Annotated in this window: 15 protein-coding genes; 7 read left to right on the top strand and 8 right to left on the bottom strand. The window is 58.2% G+C overall.

Annotated features, from left to right (window positions below):
• Positions 1-1,384: 1,384 nt before the first annotated feature.
• Positions 1,385-2,574 (bottom strand): IS3 family transposase gene (locus tag AAFG16_RS41175; RefSeq protein ID WP_342734582.1). Its coding sequence is split into 2 segments (ribosomal slippage): positions 1,385-2,325 and positions 2,325-2,574, totalling 1,191 coding nucleotides; the frame shifts between segments, so codons are not numbered across the junction.
• 95 nt (positions 2,575-2,669) lie between these two features.
• Between AAFG16_RS41175 and AAFG16_RS41180 the strand changes: the two genes are divergently transcribed.
• The 3 genes from AAFG16_RS41180 to AAFG16_RS41190 all read left to right on the top strand — a co-directional run bounded on the left by AAFG16_RS41180 (position 2,670) and on the right by AAFG16_RS41190 (position 5,429).
• Entirely contained in the window at positions 2,670-3,008 is a 339-nt protein-coding gene (locus AAFG16_RS41180; protein ID WP_342734585.1) for a hypothetical protein, read from the top strand.
• 420 nt (positions 3,009-3,428) lie between these two features.
• Complete coding sequence (locus AAFG16_RS41185; protein WP_271609031.1) at positions 3,429-4,358, top strand: hypothetical protein; 930 nt, start codon at positions 3,429-3,431, stop codon at positions 4,356-4,358.
• Positions 4,359-4,526: 168 nt separating this feature from the next.
• A complete protein-coding gene (locus AAFG16_RS41190) occupies positions 4,527-5,429 on the top strand; it encodes a hypothetical protein (protein ID WP_342734587.1) in 903 nt (300 codons plus the stop codon).
• A gap of 350 nt (positions 5,430-5,779) precedes the next feature.
• Here the strand turns inward: AAFG16_RS41190 and AAFG16_RS41195 are convergent, their stop codons facing one another.
• A complete protein-coding gene (locus AAFG16_RS41195; protein ID WP_271609033.1) occupies positions 5,780-6,220 on the bottom strand; it encodes a VirK family protein in 441 nt (146 codons plus the stop codon).
• 520 nt (positions 6,221-6,740) lie between these two features.
• On the opposite strand from AAFG16_RS41195, the gene AAFG16_RS41200 reads away from it, so the two are divergent.
• Complete coding sequence (locus AAFG16_RS41200; RefSeq protein WP_271609034.1) at positions 6,741-7,706, top strand: hypothetical protein; 966 nt, start codon at positions 6,741-6,743, stop codon at positions 7,704-7,706.
• Here AAFG16_RS41200 and AAFG16_RS41205 read toward each other — a convergent pair.
• Positions 7,682-8,116: a hypothetical protein gene (locus AAFG16_RS41205; RefSeq protein ID WP_271609035.1), complete on the bottom strand. Its 435-nt coding sequence runs from the start codon at positions 8,114-8,116 to the stop codon at positions 7,682-7,684. The two genes, AAFG16_RS41200 and AAFG16_RS41205, sit on opposite strands and share 25 nt — an antisense overlap.
• Positions 8,117-9,696: 1,580 nt before the next feature.
• Between AAFG16_RS41205 and AAFG16_RS41210 the strand changes: the two genes are divergently transcribed.
• The 3 genes from AAFG16_RS41210 to AAFG16_RS41220 all read left to right on the top strand — a co-directional run bounded on the left by AAFG16_RS41210 (position 9,697) and on the right by AAFG16_RS41220 (position 12,511).
• Positions 9,697-10,386: a response regulator transcription factor gene (locus AAFG16_RS41210; protein WP_027563383.1), complete on the top strand. Its 690-nt coding sequence runs from the start codon at positions 9,697-9,699 to the stop codon at positions 10,384-10,386.
• 69 nt (positions 10,387-10,455) lie between these two features.
• Positions 10,456-11,868 (top strand): type II and III secretion system protein family protein, encoded by a 1,413-nt coding sequence (locus tag AAFG16_RS41215; RefSeq protein ID WP_271609086.1) that lies wholly within the window; start codon positions 10,456-10,458, stop codon positions 11,866-11,868.
• Between the two features lie 10 nt (positions 11,869-11,878).
• Positions 11,879-12,511, top strand: coding sequence for a CpaD family pilus assembly lipoprotein (locus tag AAFG16_RS41220; protein WP_271609036.1), 633 nt, complete (start codon positions 11,879-11,881; stop codon positions 12,509-12,511).
• 196 nt (positions 12,512-12,707) lie between these two features.
• Here the strand turns inward: AAFG16_RS41220 and AAFG16_RS41225 are convergent, their stop codons facing one another.
• The 5 genes from AAFG16_RS41225 to sctQ form a co-directional block, all read right to left on the bottom strand.
• Positions 12,708-13,745 carry an EscU/YscU/HrcU family type III secretion system export apparatus switch protein gene (locus AAFG16_RS41225; protein WP_271609037.1) on the bottom strand — a complete coding sequence of 346 codons (1,038 nt, stop codon included), beginning with the start codon at positions 13,743-13,745 and terminating at the stop codon, positions 12,708-12,710.
• Positions 13,742-14,557 carry a type III secretion system export apparatus subunit SctT gene (gene sctT / locus AAFG16_RS41230; protein ID WP_271609038.1) on the bottom strand — a complete coding sequence of 272 codons (816 nt, stop codon included), beginning with the start codon at positions 14,555-14,557 and terminating at the stop codon, positions 13,742-13,744. Before sctT ends, AAFG16_RS41225 begins: the two co-directional genes overlap by 4 nt.
• Before the next feature lie 677 nt (positions 14,558-15,234).
• A complete protein-coding gene (locus AAFG16_RS41235) occupies positions 15,235-15,510 on the bottom strand; it encodes a flagellar biosynthetic protein FliQ (RefSeq protein ID WP_027563378.1) in 276 nt (91 codons plus the stop codon).
• Between the two features lies 1 nt (position 15,511).
• Positions 15,512-16,177 (bottom strand): type III secretion system export apparatus subunit SctR, encoded by a 666-nt coding sequence (sctR, locus tag AAFG16_RS41240; protein ID WP_027563377.1) that lies wholly within the window; start codon positions 16,175-16,177, stop codon positions 15,512-15,514.
• On the bottom strand, positions 16,170-17,225 hold the full coding sequence (gene sctQ, locus AAFG16_RS41245) for a type III secretion system cytoplasmic ring protein SctQ (RefSeq protein WP_271609039.1): 1,056 nt from the start codon (positions 17,223-17,225) through the stop codon (positions 16,170-16,172). Before sctQ ends, sctR begins: the two co-directional genes overlap by 8 nt.
• Positions 17,226-17,229: the final 4 nt, after the last annotated feature.

Genomic DNA, 17,229 nt, shown 5'->3' on the forward strand with positions numbered 1-17,229 from the left:
CCGCCTTGAGCATCAAGAATCGCGGCGCATCAACGTCGACGAAATCACCCAGCTGGATATCGGACCGCCTCACTTACCGGCACATGGGAGTGGGACGCCTCTCGGGATGGATCGTTCGTGGTCATGTCACGTCTGGTTGGCGATCCAACGTCTCGCGGCGGATGTCTGGATTGAATTGCATCGAGCGGGTCGTGTTTTGCGACCAGCCTTCACCGCGCCCGCGCAACTCCTCGCCCCAAACAGCAGTCCCAACAAAGCACAATGAGCTTCACGCCAGACCGGCGCAATCACGAGCCCGATGGCTGCGGCATCGGCTACTCGGATCAGAGCTAGCCCCTGGACGAGCCTTTCAACGACATCGACTTGCGCACAATGCAAGCTGACGCAGATAAACTTATCCACCCAGCGCAAGCTCACCGATTGCAGCTCTTTCGCGCACCGCTTCTCCCAGACCATTCACACCGCGCTGCCGTGGAGCTGGACAGGGGCGAAGGGTCCATCTCGCCAAACTCAACTCTGCAATGAACAACAGGCCCGCCAGCACAGCTGGCAAGGGCCCGGACTTTACTTCAACCAATGGGCCTGGTCAGCTATTCGACAGCTAAGCCCTTTAGCATAGTAATATCTCTATCGGACTAGCAGGCCCACTTGATGGCTCAAGACCTGGAGGAGAAGGACCTGGATCCTGGCTCAGCCCGTTCCGCCCCCCTCAACTTACCGTCCGCTGCAATTTTATCGAGAGTTGCGCCCGGCTCAGCCTCTGATCCTCATCGGACCAACTTTGCTCGATGATATTGACAAGGCAACCAGTGAGAATGGAATGGACCCATTTGACAAGGTGAACCCGTCCGCGGCTCGCATCAGTTGCGTCGAGCCGCAACAGGAAGAGACCGCGCCGCAAGCAGACTTTGAGCTGCGACTTAGAGAGCACCGGCCAGTCCTCCCAGCACCAGCTTCAGCCGGCGCTGGATCGACCCGAACTGCAACGGATGGCAATAGGAGAGCGGACCTTATCCCGAAGAACGAACGGTGCACAGCCGCATCCTTTGTAACAGCGCGCGCTCAACTCGCCGTAACGCTGACCTGCGCGAGCCTTGCGGAACTCAGAAGGGAAATCGAACTCGCCGCGCAGACGTCAATGCCATGGTCAGGAGCGACTGGACCGTCGACCGGCGGCGTGGATAGTAGCCGCGTTCACGACGACGTGGTGGCATCCTCATACTTGGAGCTGCAGCGCTTCCAAAACCACGCTAGCCATTGCAAGCCGCGCGGGTTCGCCAATCAGAGTGCAATGGCCCATTTGCGTTCCATGGCGGCTTCGCGTTTCGACGCCGCCCCCTGGAATATCTGGGGAGGCCAACGACTTTGACCTTGCCCCCAAGTTTTATCCAGTTCTGAGTTCGCCCCCGCCGTTGGATTTGCCCGGTTGGGCGGTGGGAGCGACGGGGGCTGGCGCGGAGCCTTCGGCATAGCGCAGCGCCAGATCCCGGCGCGGGTGACAGGTCATCGCGAACTCGGACGGAGTTTTCCATCCGAGCTGCGAGTGTGGTCGTGTGTCGTTGTAATCGGCCCGCCAGCATCCAAGTGTGACGCGGGCTTGTGCCAGTGACGTGAACAACGTCTCGTTCAACAGCTCATCCCGCAGCCGGCCGTTGAAGCTCTCGATGAAGGCGTTCTGCATGGGTTTGCCCGGCGCGATGTAGTGCCATTCGACATGGCTCTGGTCGGCCCATACCAGGATGGCGTTGCTGGTGAGTTCGCTGCCGTTGTCGCTCACCACCATCCTGGGCTTGCCGCGCTCGATCATCAGCCGGTCCAATTCCCGCGCCACACGGACGCCGGAGAGCGAGGTATCGGCCAACAGCGCCAGGCACTCACGGGTGCAATCATCGACGACGGTCAGGATGCGGAAGCGGCGGCCGTCGGTCAGCTGATCCGACACAAAGTCGAGCGACCACCGGTCGTTCGGCGTCATCGGAACCAGCATCGGCGCCCTGGTCCCGATCGCCCGCTTGCGGCCACCACGGCGACGCACCGTCAGCTTCTCTTCCCGATAGAGCCGGAAGAGCTTTTTGTGGTTCATCAGATACCCCTCCCGCCTGAGCAGAACATGCAGCCGCCGGTAGCCGAAGCGGCGGCGCTCCTGGGCGATCGCCCTCATGCGCTGACGAAGGCTGGCATCGTCAGCCTGGGTCGTCCGGTATCTCATGGTCATGCGGCAGCAGCCGATGGCTTTACACGCCCGCCGTTCGCTCATCCCGAATGCCTCGCGCAGATGGACGACAGCTTTCCGCTTCCCTGCGGGCGTCACCACTTCTTTCCCAAAAGATCCTTCAGCGCCGCATTGTCCAGCATGGCCTCGGCAAGGAGCCGCTTCAGCTTCGTGTTCTCGTCCTCTAGCGTTCTCAGCCGCTTGGCCTCGGAGACGTCCATCCCGCCGAACCTGGCCTTCCATTTGTAGATGCTGGCGTCGCTGACGCCGTGCTTGCGGCACAGATCGGCCACCGAAACCCCGGCCTCGTGCTCCTTCAAGATCCCGATGATCTGCTCTTCCGTAAAACGATTGCGCTTCATGCTCTGGTCCTCGTCTTGGGCCAGAGCGAACTTCAAACTGGATTAAGCCCAGGGGGCAAGGTCAACTTGATCTGGGTCGCGCAGCGGCAGAGCACATGAGGGGCGACACCACTTCTTCGCCGTTTGTGTCGCTGTCCGAGGAGGCCTCCCAATTGCTCCTCTCGCCAGACGACGACAACGAGTATGGCGCCAAAGTGATCGCGGAAAATGCGAATGAGTTGCACACGTACACGGTGCCAAGGATCACCGCTTGGACGGCCGACGAGATCGTCAGTATTCTTGAGGACGGGACTGAGGATGATGAACCCAATCTGGCCTGGGTAAGTGATACCCCAACTGAGGAGCGCGAGGTACTGTTTTTGGGCGGGAATCTGGATGACTATCGGACCGCGAGCGCGTCGAATCCCTACAGAAAGTCAGGGAAAGAAGATTAAGGGTGGAGGCTTAGCACAACTTGGCTGTTTTCGATGTTCGGAAATCGAAAGCAGCCTTCGCTCCGTCTATACTGCTCCCGCCGAGCTGGCCATCAGGGGAGGTGGCGCGCGTACCGCACCTGGAAAATCAGAATTTCAGCCGAAGCCTGTACCGTCTTTACGTTCGCCGCCTCGTCGTCGGGTTCGAAAAGGCAGTTGCCGACCAATATTCATTCTTACTTTCCGCCCGGCCAGATCAGGTTTTGGAAAGCTAACGTGGGTAGCGAAAGAACGAGGGAACGAAGCGAGCGGACTGCAGCATGGATCGAAACAACGCGATCAACCCAGCGTATAAAGATTCCGCTACGTCAGATACCACGGTTGAACAACCCAAAGAACCGCAAGCGGTGTTCGAGCAACACTTGCGAGAGGTGCGACAGCTTGGCCCGGTATATTCCCATCGCGGGCTTTATGACATCACCGAACAAAGACGATCGCCTCATCCAGGCAGCGTCTGGTGCTGCCCTTCACCGAGGCCCACCGCCAAATGCGATTACAATTGAAATCTATGACCGTCGGCTTCGCAAATTGGCAGAGCTGCTGAAGCAGTCTGGTCACTCGATTGCTGAGTTCGATGACGACACGTTGCTCGAGCGCTCCAAGACGCTACTGCCAAAAGACAAGGTGATCTTCTCTGCATCGTCAATGGTGAGTAGGTACCGGGAGCCCATCGATACCGCTCCGCCGCTCAGAACACATTATCGTCCGTCCAAGGAAGATACCAATCTCATCAGAGAGGCGACCGAGGCGGCCTTTGGTCGAGCAATGGACGCAAAAACCGCTGGAAATTACGCTAGCAGTCTCCGCAAGCTAGCGGCAGCACTGCGCCCCTTGTCGATTGCCAAGCTCAGCCACAAAGCGCTGCTCGGCTATGCCGATGCTTTGTTTCCGAACGACAAGAAGCTCATCTACGCGTTGAACAGGGTGAACGACTACCGCCGAACCGCGGGGCGGGACAACTCGCCGAGTTACGTGGGCGATTCGCGCCGGTCAATGCAGCCGGCCGCCGATTTGCCCGTCCAGCTTTTCGAACGTGAGCAGCCTTTAGGGAACGCGGACGGGCTCATTGCCGGCGGGCGGCTTCAATGCTCAGCAGTTTTGGGAGAGAACGGGTTTAACCGCTCGCTCTCCCGCGCAACGTGTCGCCCAGAATATGCTTTTCGACGCTGTGCGCCAAAACAATGTGCCTCCACCTTCGATTGCGTGCCGCCCCCTCGCCCCTGCAGAGTTTCGCTCAGGAAGCGCTTTTCGATGCGGCCGATCGCGAGGGCCTGCCGCCAGTCAATGCACCGATGCTTTGGCCGAGCATGAGTTCGGTCGCCTACTCACCCGTGCAAGATGTCGCCCAGGAACAGCTTTTAGGTGCGGCTGATCGCGAGGGCTTGCCGACGACGTTCTACGATGCGCCGGTGCGCTGGCCAACTGCCGGTTCAGTCACCCATTCGCACGTGCAAAGTGTCATCCAGCAAGAGCTTTTCGATGCCGCGGATCGAGACCAGTTTGCGCCTGCTTTCGATCTTCAGGCATCGAAGTTATCGTGTTAGGACCGCGTGGGGTAGCGATCTTCAGCTCATCCATCTGCGCTCTCCTGCTGTTGGCGATACATTTGACGTTTCATTCGCAGTGCCCAACGATTTTTCTCATCGTACCCAGCTCGCTCCCGACATGATGCTTTCCAAGCTGGGCAAGTGGGACTTCTTGCCTAATGCGCAATATCTGCTCATGAACTATGAGATTGGTGGGGAACGCTATACGGCCGTGCTGGGGCCGAGAGGATCCAATGACGTTCAACTCATCCATCACCCAAGGTTCGCTTCGGGGAGTGAAGCTGCGTCGGTGACTCCGATGGCTTCCCCGCATACCTACGACGGCCTCGCATCTGGGCTTGATCGGCCCTCCGGGTTCGAATTGCAGGCGGCGAACCTCCAACCGCCGTCCGCCGCGCCCCCCTCGGGCCACCACCCGCTCCCGCAAGTTCCTGAACTCGGAGAGTGGTTCGGCCTAGACTGGGGGCACGGCCCGCGAGAAGCTTCGACTCTCGTGATTGACATGCTCCAAAACCTGGGCCTTCTGCCGAGCCAAGACTTCCCCATGACCCGCTTTTTGATCCATGGCGAGCCCTACACGGCTGAAAGCCTACCCGGTTGCCGCGTGTTCTCTTCCATCGGCCGCAATCTGGCTGAACGATATGCTGTCAGCACCTCGGGCAGCCCCACAAGCTCCCGAATCCACTCGGATCGCCTATTTTCGGAAATCCGAACCGCGTCCGAACGACAATTGAGACGGCGAGTAAACCCCGTAGCCGCCATTCACAGCATGATCTTAAGCGGGGTGGTTCAATCACCCTGCGGCTGCATTCGGCAGCACGGAAGGTTCAAGTGAAGAACGCCAAAAGACGCGGCATGAAAGATACCGGCTCATCCTGAGCGGGCCGAGGTCGAGCGAAATCATCGCGAGCCCGCCGCTTGATCGGCTTGTAAATACACTCCCAACAGGACCGCGGAGAGCGTGGGGACGTACCTTGCCCCGCTCATCTGGAGCGTTCGACTGAGAAGCCGGGGCTCCAACCCATATGATGACATCCCGAACCGCCGATCCTCCAATCGCTGAGACGAATGGAGATCGACGGCCCTCACGCCCAACGTTGGTCAAACAGCAGCAACTTGGCGCAACTCGGATCCTTCACGATTCGGATCAACTCTTCGGAGCGCCCCTTTTCTCTGTGCTCTTCGTTACCAGATGAACTTTGCGCCATCCGGCAGTTCGCAGATGAATTCGCCTTGGTTCACAAGCTCGGCGGTTCCGACAACAAGCTTCGAAGCTCGCACCGTCAGCTTGCCTTCGCGGCTAAGGCTATGGCGGATGTACTCGGTCACGGCATGTCCAGAGGTGTCGACCGTTTGGTGAGCATTGGAGAAGCTGATTCCATTCTGGACCGTCACCCTGAATGCATTGATAACCAGACCGGCCTGCGTTGCCGATGCAGGTTTGCCGCCCTCCGCGGGGCTACAGTGGCTCATGTCCAGTATGAGCTTCACATTCTTCCCCGCCTGCAGGGCATTGAGCACCTCAGTGTATTTCGGCGAGGGCTCATCGGCTCTCGCCAGAGCGCTAGCGCTTGCGACCGAAAGCAAGGACAACAGGATCGTCAGTCCTTTGCCGGTAATCTTCATATGCTCTTCTCCCTCGATAAGTACTACAGCTTACGTTGTTCAAGATGTCGTGCTCGCGCGTTGTTTGGCTTTCATTCAGCAAGCGCGCTCGCGCCTGTACAAAAACAGCCTGCCGCAATCAGGCGCAAGTAGTTGCGACGGCTATTCCAACATCACAACCTCGTAGGTCAGGTTCTGGGGGCATTCGCCTTGCGGGCGTTGACAACGATTTGTTCGATGGTCGGCCGCTTGGAAACCACAAACGACGAGCGGTCGCGCTGGTCCACCCGGGCGTAATGAGCGAGGACATGCAGCCGTCACATCTGCAGGAGCAGACGATCTACGAAGGAAGCACTCGATCAGCCGCATGCGCTTGCGTGTCCCTCTTAGTCTGCAAGGACTGTCTGCCTTAGGCGACAGGTGAAGCGAACGCAGCGCGGCGGTCGAGGAACCCGGTCTCAGCTTAATCGTTGTCAGCTTCTCGAAAGCTGCACCTGCGACAATCCACGCCGATAGGCGGCACTTCGAAGGGAGTAGAGAGATGAATGTTGATCCACAGAATGCCGCAGACAATTCGTTTGAGGTTCAGCGGCCGCACCACGTCGGTCGACAGCAGGACGAGCTTAGCGCCCAAACCATCGCAGCGAGAAGTTCAGAAGACCAAGCAAACTTTGAGCAGCAGCTGAATGACTTGGCTCTTGATGACTTGGATTCGGTCTACCCCACCGCGGCGCCAGTCTCCTTAGCGGCAGATTCCGCGAGCGCCGCGCCCTCATCTGCGCCAAACGAGGCGATCTCGGAACCCAGTCGATATCCAGCCTCATCATACGTCAGTGGGCGCGCTCAGCTTGCCGCAACACTGACGGGTGCCACTCTTGAAGCACTTCGGAACGAGATCGAACTTGCCGCGCAACAGGCAGCACGCTGGTCATCGGCGACCGACGCTGCCATTGATCGAGATCGCGTATTCGACGACGTGGCGAGGTCATCATATGTCACACTGCGGCGTTTTCAGAATCAGGACACTGATTGCAAGCCGCACACGGAAGAAAACACGAGTGCAATATCTCATGTCCGCAACACGGCTCGAGATCATTCTTCCGTTGGAGATCCTCTGGAGCGGTATCCCCTGGACCGAGCCCGCCAGGCTGGTTGGCATATGCGGGGAAAGACTACAGTCTCAGCCTTCGTATCGTTAGTCGAGGATCCGTCAAAACTTGTCGCCTCTCGCGATCCGTGGGCGAGAGCGATTGCCAACAATGCGGACGCGCTACACACCTACACCGTACCGAAGACCACAATCTGGACGCCCGACGACGTGCTGAGTAGCATTGGGCTTGGAATGAACGCCGAGGATCAGGACACCATCGATGGAGATGTCGATTTGATGTGCTCACTGGGCAGAACGCCGACCCGGGAAACCGAGCGCCTGTTCCTTGGAGGCAATTTGGAAAGCTACCGTACCAGTAGTGAAGCAAATCCCTACAAGCGCGAGAGTAATGAGTAGATGGTCGATCGCGCCATTTGGCAGGTTCGTTGGCGACCAAGCGCCACAACACCCTGCAACGAAGAAAGGCGGCGCATCAGCTCCGCCTCATGCAACAACAGACGGAGCGTAAGGGGGGCGACCGACGGCCCGATGAAGGCGCCGATCGAGCCGTACAGCGGTTGACAGTTCCGACGGAAGGTCAGGAGGACACCGATGTTGTCCCCTCGTCCGTTTCCGCTCGTTGAAGCATCGTGGCATCTTGGGTGCATTGTGTCGCGAGGCAGGAATTTATCAGCCGGCTTCAGGGGTTGGCAGGCGGATTTGGCGAGGTAAGCCGCCGAAAGCGCAGCATCCCTCGCGTTAGCTAACTCTTTCTGACAATGATCGCGCGTCAACCAACAGTGTTCGGCCGCGATGGCATCATACATTCACTCACCCGTAGCAAGCGGCGCTATGGCATTACAGCCGATCCGCAACCTGGATGCGTTCCATCAAAACAATCGATTTTGCCGAGCATGCCTAAAGGCCTCATAGTCGATCGAAATGTATGGAGATCGCATTCAAGATGACGTCTGGCAATCGATTCTCTCCTCAGTCCCCTACCAAACAACTTGGCTCGAGCGATCGGCAGTCTCGCGTCACATCGACGTCCCGCGCCCGCCCCGATTTTCCCACTAAATTGCCGAGTATGAGGCAGATCGGATTGGCCGATCTTTGGCGTCATAGCCGAACGACTGCCTCTTCGCGCGCTTCAAGGCGTTATGGCGCTACGCTTGATTGGACAGACAAATGCTCACGACCTTGGACATAGCGCGATTGACCTTCGCACAGCTCGACAGCATGGCCCCACTGTGTCGTCATTGCCTCACAAGGAGTCCGATGTTGATGGCGCCGATACAAAGAGCCCTTAAAGGCGCTTGAATCTCACCCAGCGTCAGATTGTAGGAATTACGACAGTCTCGCGACAGACTCCACACGCGTGAACTCTTCCTGACAGGTAGCGACAATTGCGAACGTCTCAGAACCTCGATGCTCGGCCGATACGGCTTGGGACACTTCTCGACTGCTCCGATTCAGATCTTGCATCGTTAATCTGCTTTGTGAACGCAAGACGAAGCGCGCTCTTCGCAGTCAGGCGAGGATCCAGCGCGCGAGAACAAGGCGAGCAATCGCCGTACCGATCACAGGCTGAGTCCAAGCTCGAGACTAGATCGTTCTTGCGCCGTTCAACCCGTCTGACGAAATTGAGCCGGCCTCACTGCCTCAGACAATGCGCGACAGCAATGCCAGGCTCAATTTGTTCTTCCTTGGCAGCCTTCGCTCGGCTGGCGCGGAGAAGATCTTGGAAGTAACCGAGCTTCAGGACGGTTGACATCATGTTTGGCCATTATCACCGGCTGGCGAGACAATGTCTAACCCGCCCATGGGCGTGTTGAGCGTTTCATCGCTCTTGGCCTTTTACAGCCTGTCGTCCGCCGCATAGCGCGTAAACTGTCTTAGACGCGGAAAACTTGTATCGTAGTGACTTGACGACACTACGGGCTCAACAGCCTTGCAGGACTGACCGCGGATCAAGACGATTTGGGAGTTCCAATGTCGGTTTCGCAAGTCCGTTCGGCGGCAAATACAGCCGCTCTCGCCTGCGCTTTCCTTTCACTCCGCGAGTTTGGCGCGATCGCCACTGCAGGCGTTCGCGTAATGCATGCAGCCATCGCTATGTTTAGTCCGCAGATGAATCAGCACATCGCCAGGGCTCTCGTCCTCGTGAGAGATTGCCGATCACTTGCCGGCGTAAAGGAGATTTTGAGCCCCGCCGCGGGCTGGAACCATCCGCCGCAGGCCCCCGCCTATCCGCCGACGGCGGACGTGCACTGCCTGCCAACAGGCTCTTGCGTATCGCGCACGGGTTTTCGAATTCACGCCAAAGCGGCATCCTCTGGGTTCCGCCGATCGTCATGGTCAAGCGTGACACGCTCAAGTCCTGCCAAGGATGGAGGAGAGGCGATGAATGCGAATTCTCCTGGTTGATCATCATGCGGACTTTGGCCGCGCCGTGAAGGAAACGCTGCTGAATTGCGGGTTCGCCGTCGACGTGACGCGGACGCTCGATGAGGCGTCGGCCGCGTTGGATTGCGCGAACTACCACATGATACTGCTCGACTCCTTCTTGCCCGATGGAGATGGTTTGGACTGGTTGAAGCAGTTGCGGCGCGAAGGACGATCAATGCCAACTATGATGATGAGCAATCTCAATGATCTCAGTCGGCGGATTGCGATCTTCAACGCCGGAGCGGATGATTTTCTGCCCAAACCCGTTTCTATCGACGAGCTCGTTGCTCGCATGCGAGCTATTCTGCGACGATCAACGCAGATGACGGCGCCGGTGGTGACATTCGGGAATCTGCATTTCGATCCGATCGCGAGACAAGTCTCCGTCGGTGGACGAGTACTGAGAATTGCGCGCCGCGAAGTGTGCATTCTTGAACATTTGCTCAACCGCGCGGGCCGTACCGTGCCGCGCGCATCGCTCGAAGAAAGCTTGTATGCATTTGACGACGAGGTCTCGACCAATGCGCTGGAAGTCGGGATTTATCGCCTGCGCACGCATTTGAGCCAGGCGGGTGCAACGCTCAGGATCAAGACCGCGCGCGGTGTCGGTTACACACTTGAACTAGTTGGCGCAGCATCGGCTGCCTAGCCGATCGAACTTGAAAGCAGCACTTCCTTGAACTTCGTCAACAATGACGCCGGCGCTGATGGACCGTCGATGGTCGCCAGCGGCTCGCATTATGCCGCTTTTCCCCGCCTCTGCTACGCCCTGTGCGCAGTTGCTCTGCTACTTCCGCTTGCTGCCGCGGCTCAGGCAAAGCGAGATGGCAAAGGAGAACCGCCACGAGCCGCGCCTGGCAGCACCACCGGCACGCTCAACCTTACCTCCTCACAGGGAAAGACAGTTCATCTGACCGGACCGGCTGCGAGCATTTTTATTGCCGACCCTGCCATTGCGGATTATCAGGCGCCGTCGAACACCACGATTTTCGTGTTTGGCAAAAAGTCGGGACGGACTAGCCTGTTCGCCCTAAACGACAATGGAGAGGCTCTCGCCGAGCTGCGTGTTGTCGTCACCCAACCGATCGAGGATCTGCGGGCCGCGCTGAAGGCCGAGGTCGGCGACTATCCGATTCAGGTCAGCTATACCCCGCGGGGCGCGATCCTTAGCGGTACGGCGCCTAATGCCGAGGTCGTCGAGACCGCCAGGAAGGTCACTGAGCAGTTTCTTGGGGCTGGCGCGCTGGTTGTCAACAAGATCCAGGTCGCCGGCTCATTACAGGTGAATCTTAGCGTACGGGTGGCAGAGGTCTCCCGCATCGCCGCCAAGGATCTCAACATCAACTTCACCGCCTCGAGCCCAAACGGCGCTTTCCTTGTCACCGGCAAAGGGGGAGGGTCCGGCGCAGCCGGCGGCGGCGGCACGATCGGGATTGGATTTAGCGCCGGCAACACCAACTTGAGCGCTGTTCTGGACGCTCTCGCAAGCGAGCACCTCGCCTCAATCCTGGCTGAGCCGAATCTGACGGCGATGTCCGGCGAAGCCGCAAGCTTCCTCGCCGGCGGCGAATTCCCTATTCCGGTGATGCAGGATAACCGGCAGGTTTCGGTCCAATTTCGCCAGTTCGGCGTGAGCCTCGAGTTCGTTCCAACGGTTCTCAACAATAATCAGATCAATGTCCGCGTGAAGCCCGAAGTCAGCGAACTGTCGAGCGAAGGCGAAGTCAAAATCAATGGCATGGCGGTCCCTGCCCTCTCCACTCGGCGGGCGAGCACCGTCGTCGAGCTCGCCAGCGGTCAGAGCTTTGCAATCGGCGGCCTCATCAGGCGCAACTTCAACACTGATATCGGCGAGTTTCCCTGGCTCGGCGATGTGCCAATCCTGGGCGCGCTTTTTCGCTCCTCATCGTTTCAAAAACGTGAAACCGAGTTGGTCATTATTGTCACGCCCTACATCGTGCGGCCCGGCCCGAATCCGAACCGGATGAGTGCGCCGAGCGACCGCATCTCACCACCCTCAGACGCGGGGCGGATTTTGACGAACACGGTGGCCCGGCGGCCGCGAGAGCGCGATGCGCCTCGCGCCAGCGCACCAGGATCGACCGGCAGCGCGGGCTTTATTATCGAATGAGGATCGCCAAATGACTTTGCGACATCTGTGCTACCCGATCGTTATTGGAACAACATTGGGGGGCTGCGCAAATACTGCCTCGATCCAGCCCGGGCCGGCTGACCAAGAGATCCAGGTCGAGCAGAAGAGTAACGTGCTGTTCCTGCAGAGCCTTCGTGGCTCCGAACGGCATCGGCTGCGAAGCTTTATTGCAGCGACCAGTCGCGGCCGGCTGGATGCCCTCCATGTGGGTGTCATCGGCCCGCCCAGACTCATTGCACAGGTGGCCCACGAGGCTCGCGCCATGGGCGTTGCCACCTACAACATCCGCCTGTCCGCTTCTCGTGTGGATTTGCCGGCTCGTTCCGGGGTGAGGATCGAAGCGATCACTTTCGAAGCCCATCCTCCGGTCTGCCCATCGCTCTCCATCGTCGGTCCTACAGTGAACGACAATTCGTTCAATCCAACCCTTGGCTGCTCAGTCCGGAATAACCTTGCGGTCATGGTCAATGAACCTGGCGACTTGTTAGGCAATGGCGCTGTCATGCCGACCAGTGGTGATCGTGCAGTGCTTCCCATCACCGCACGTGGGGCCACGTCGGGGGGCAACAGGAGCAATTTGGAGGATGAAACGCATAACAGGGTTGCGCCAGAAACCCAATAAGCGGCTCGTAAGACCCGAGCAGCATGAACGTCGGTTGGCCATTCTTGTCCATATCAGTCTTGGAATCGGCCGACGAGCCTCCGGGAATCCAATCTTTGCTCGATCCTTTTCTTGGGATCGTGCAGCTTACAGATCAGGTTTTGGGACAGTTGGATCGTTGACCAGAGATTTGAGCGCATCGCTGTTTTGTGCGACGCTAAACTAGGCCGGCGGCAAAGACTGCCTTTGCAACCCTCTCGAAACACTCCATCGGAACGGCCTTGCCCATCGCACCTTTTCGGATCAGCTGACGCGCCAACACATGATCCTCGACAATGCTCAGACGTTGGGCGCGCGCCTCCGCCAGTAACTGTGAAGCCGTTTCGCCCTCGCCGCGGCACACCAGTACCGGGACGCCGGTCTCGCCCCGAACGTAGCGCAGCCCAATCAATGTCGCTCGCCCCGTCAGTATCAATGTCGCCCGATGGATGCCGAGCGGAGACCCGTTCGCCGACTCCCGACGGAGCCTACGGTGTTCACCCTTGATCTGCGGATTACCATCCTGTTCCTTGGACTCGCGCTTGGCTTCGCTCTGCGTCATGCGCATGTCGCGCAAGAACAACCAACGTTGAATGAGCAGATCGGCCAAGCCGCCAATCAGAAGAGCGCCGGCAGCAATCGCGATCAGCACTTTGAGCTCTTTAAAGACAAAACCAAAGCAGCTCAAATCGCACACAGGCAAGTATACCAGTGCCCTCCAACTTGCGAGCACAGTGAAAACGAACGCGGCGCCAAGAACCAAAACTTTGACAATAGACTTTCCAAGCTCGACAACCGACCGCTGGGAGACAATCCGCTTCAGCCCTTTGACGGGATCCAATTTCTCAAAGCTGGGTTTAAGCGGCTCAACCGAAATCGTCAGCCCCCCGCCGGCCAAGACACCGGCCAGAATCGCCGCGACAACCGCCGCACCTAGGATGGGAGCCGCGGCTGTTATAGAAAGGTCCATAAATCCGACCAGCGCCTGCCGGGCCGCACTGTTGAAGGGCTGTTCCTGCAGCTTGTCGGTGAGCCGCACGGCTTCGCGCCATCCGTCTTGGATCGAGCTGGCCCTGAAGCACAGGCAACCGAAACCAGCGCAAAGGCTTGCCGCGGTAACAAAGTCGGCGCTGCGCGGGCTCTGCCCCTTCTTACGCGCGTCTCTCAGCTTCTTGTGACTTGGTGGAAGGTTTTTCTCTTCGCTCGTGTCGTTCATTTCAAGAACTTCTCGAGCCACTCCAGCACGCCGTTGAACCGAATGATCTCTGCTCCCATATATTCGATGAGGAAGACGGCGTAGCTGACCATAATGATTCCAAAGGCGGCATTCTTGATGGTCGGAGAGAGATCGTTCAGCTTGATTTGCGGCGCAAAGCGCCCGAGCAGCATGAGGGATACGTCAATCAGAAGCAGCAGAGCCAGCACGGGCCCGGCGACCACGAGAGTCGTATGCATGATATGGTCGAGAAGCCCGATAAACTCCATTGCCCCTTGCTGGGTCAGCGGAGGTAGCAGCCGATACACGGGCCAGATCAGATAACTTCCATAGAGGCATCTGACCATGGTCTGCAGACCTCCTGATACAACGAAGATCGTAACCGCGGCAGTCCCGAGAAAGAGCCCCATCGCGGCGGTTTGACTGCGTGTCGCAGGATCGTCCAGCTGGCTGGAGATGCCGCGCTGGGTATCAATGATGTCACCAACGGCCTGGATGCTCCAAAGTGGTATACTAAGCAGAAAACCAAACAGCAGGCCGATAAATATCTCCTTCAAACCGAGGAGCGAGACCGCAACCATACGGGTGCCCGGATCTAGTGTCTGCAAGCCGTTCCTGATCTGCATCAAGCAAGGCAATCCAATCACAATCGTCGCGCTTGCGCGGATAATCCCGCCAATGTGCGGTCGCGTGAATACCGGAAGAACCAGCATAATGCCGAGGGCCCGGGCCGCGCCAAGACCGGCCGCAACGACGAACTCGACAGCAGTCTGAATCAGAGCTTGCGTCTCGGTGGGTGACAAGGCATCCATTTGAACTCAGCTCGTCGCGCCTTCAGCCAATGCAACCGTCGCACTCACGTCGCCATGATGTGAGACGTCAAGAACTCTGCAGATCTCGTGTCCCAGCGGTTGCAGAGCGACAGGCCTCCCAGGGCAGATGACTTCGGCTTCAACTATCCATATGACTACCGCCATCCGGCGCAGAGGTATGGCCATTCAATGAGAGCACCCGCGAAATCGCGCGCGGCCTACAAGCCACGCTTCTTCCGCTCTCACCGGCCGCAGCGCGGTTTGGAGATCTGAGGGCCAATTTCGCAGTCTATGGAGATCGGTCTCGAGCGGCACCTCATTCGCAGGCTCATTCACCAGAATGCCAGAAACTTGGGGCCGCTTGCAATCAAAGCGGTTGCCCGTTCACTTGTGTCGACAACTCGCCAGGCTGTGCATCGAGGACAGGTCTCAGCAGGTAATTCCATTACATCGTAAGCACACCTGAATCGAACGGATAGAAATTCCAAATGGAGTCATCCTTCCTCCGAATACGGCGGGCTCATAGAGCCGAACAGGACAGTTCGGCTGTCTATCCGTCTCATAATAGTGAGGCGAGCTTTCGATAAGATGACGAACTCGCCCTTTTGTGGTTCGCAATGAAGGCCAACAAACGAGACGCTAAGCTGAAACGTAGACAGGCTTGCGTTCCGCGCGCACTAATACCTCGCTGTGAGCGCGGGGAACTCAGTAAAGATACGCTGGGCTTGCTCGATCAGGGGCGCGCTCAGCACCGGAGCAAACAGAACGAGCACGGCGACGACGACGAGGAGCTTCACGGTAAGCGGCAAGGTTTGATCCTGGAGCTGGGTTGCTGCCTGCACGATGCCAATACCCAATCCGGCCACGAGGGCTGCCAGAAGCGGCGGTAGAACCCAGATCATGAACAGGACTAATGATCGGCTCAGGTGGGTGAGAATGCTGGCCTCGTCCATCTCACCCCCCCGGGGATGCGTAGCTTAAGACCAATCCGTGCATGAGCCGCGACCAGCCGTCGATTGTGACGAACAGAAAGAGCTTGAAAGGAACGGATATCATTGTTGGTGATACCATTGACATGCCCATGGCCATCAGAATTGTCGTCACAATCAGGTCGATCGTGATGAACGGAAGATAGAGAAGGAAACCGATTTCAAACGCACGCTTAAGCTCCGAGATCAAAAAAGACGGCACGAGGATCGCAAAATCGTCGGCTGTTGCGTTGGCGCGCATCTCCTCAGACCAGATATGTTCCGTCGACGACAAGAAGAACGTGCGCTGCTCCTCAGTGGTGAACTTTTTGAGATGGGCGCGCAGCGGCTCGCTGCCTTCCTTGGCGGCGGTCAACCAGTCATCGGCGGTTTGGTAACGAAGTTGCGTATCGGTCACGCGGTTGTAGGTTTGCTCGAATACTGGGGCCCCTATGAACACGGTAAGGATCAATGCAGCACCATACAAAACGATGTTCGGTGGTATGGACTGAGTGCCGAGCGCGTTGCGGATCAGGAAGAGAACGACGGAAACCTTGATGAACGCCGTCGTTGTGACAACTGCGAACGCCAGCAGGCCAAGACCGGCGGTCGCCGCAACAAGCGCAAGGATGCTCGGTTGAATGTCAACCATTGACCGCCAACTTGCTCAGTAACCGGATGCCCAACGCTTCACCGACACGTACAATGTCGCCGCGGCCGATCAATTGACCATTGGCAACAATGTCGACCGGACCGTCCACCGGCCGGCCAAGCTCGAACACGTGCCCCTCGTTGATGCTTCTCAACGTACCCAGCGTGATGGGCCAGCGGCCGCATTCGAACACAAGCGTGATCTCAACACTGTCGATGTCGGCTTCCGAGGGCGGGATTGCTTGTTCAGCTTGGGGGCGTATCGTCATATTTGCATACCTTAGAGGATGGGACTGCAGGCGGAATGGTCCCCGAAGGATAAGTCTGTCGCCCGCCACCTGCGCCGGCGCCCACAACTTGTCCGCAGCGAGGATGAGCTGGCCATGGGCAAAGGGAATGACCTCGGGCAGCAGTGCGTCGCCGGGCTGTGCTTGGCGAAGAAGCTTGATGGGCGCGCGCAGCGAGCCGATCTCTCTCGCAATTACGACCGGCAATTCCGAAGAAATCTTACCTAAATCTCGCGGTAATTGGCCGATCAACTCGCCTAAGACACGAAACGCAGACGGTACCCGACCGTCAAGAGGCGCGAACAAGAACAGGCGAGCCTTGGCCGCCAGCGGCCCGAAAGTAACGTCGAACTCCAAATAGGGGTCTTTGGCCGTTGTGTCTTCGACGCGGATCAGCTGCAAATTCCGCGCGAGCACGATCTCTAATGCAGCGAGCCAAGGTTCCAGTGCAAGTTCGAGAAGGAGCGAGCGAGTTGGGTCGGAAGGTAAAGTAAGGCCATGCTGGACCGTTGAAATCAGTGCCTCGACGAGAAGGCGGGGCAAGGACAACACAGCGGTCTCGCCTTCGGCGCAAAATACGCAGTCGAGCACCGACGTGGCATATGGCTCGGCCTGCCAAACAAGCCGGCTCACACGGATCGATAGCGGCTTATCGCCAATGCGGCTCTGCAGAACCGTGCGCGGTGCGGCGGTCTCGTTGAGCCAGGAGACCACTTCATGCGACAGCTTTGCCGCTGGCTGATATAGTGCGGGTTCACCCATGGCA

This window comes from Bradyrhizobium sp. B117 (assembly GCF_038969555.1).
GTDB lineage: Bacteria > Pseudomonadota > Alphaproteobacteria > Rhizobiales > Xanthobacteraceae > Bradyrhizobium.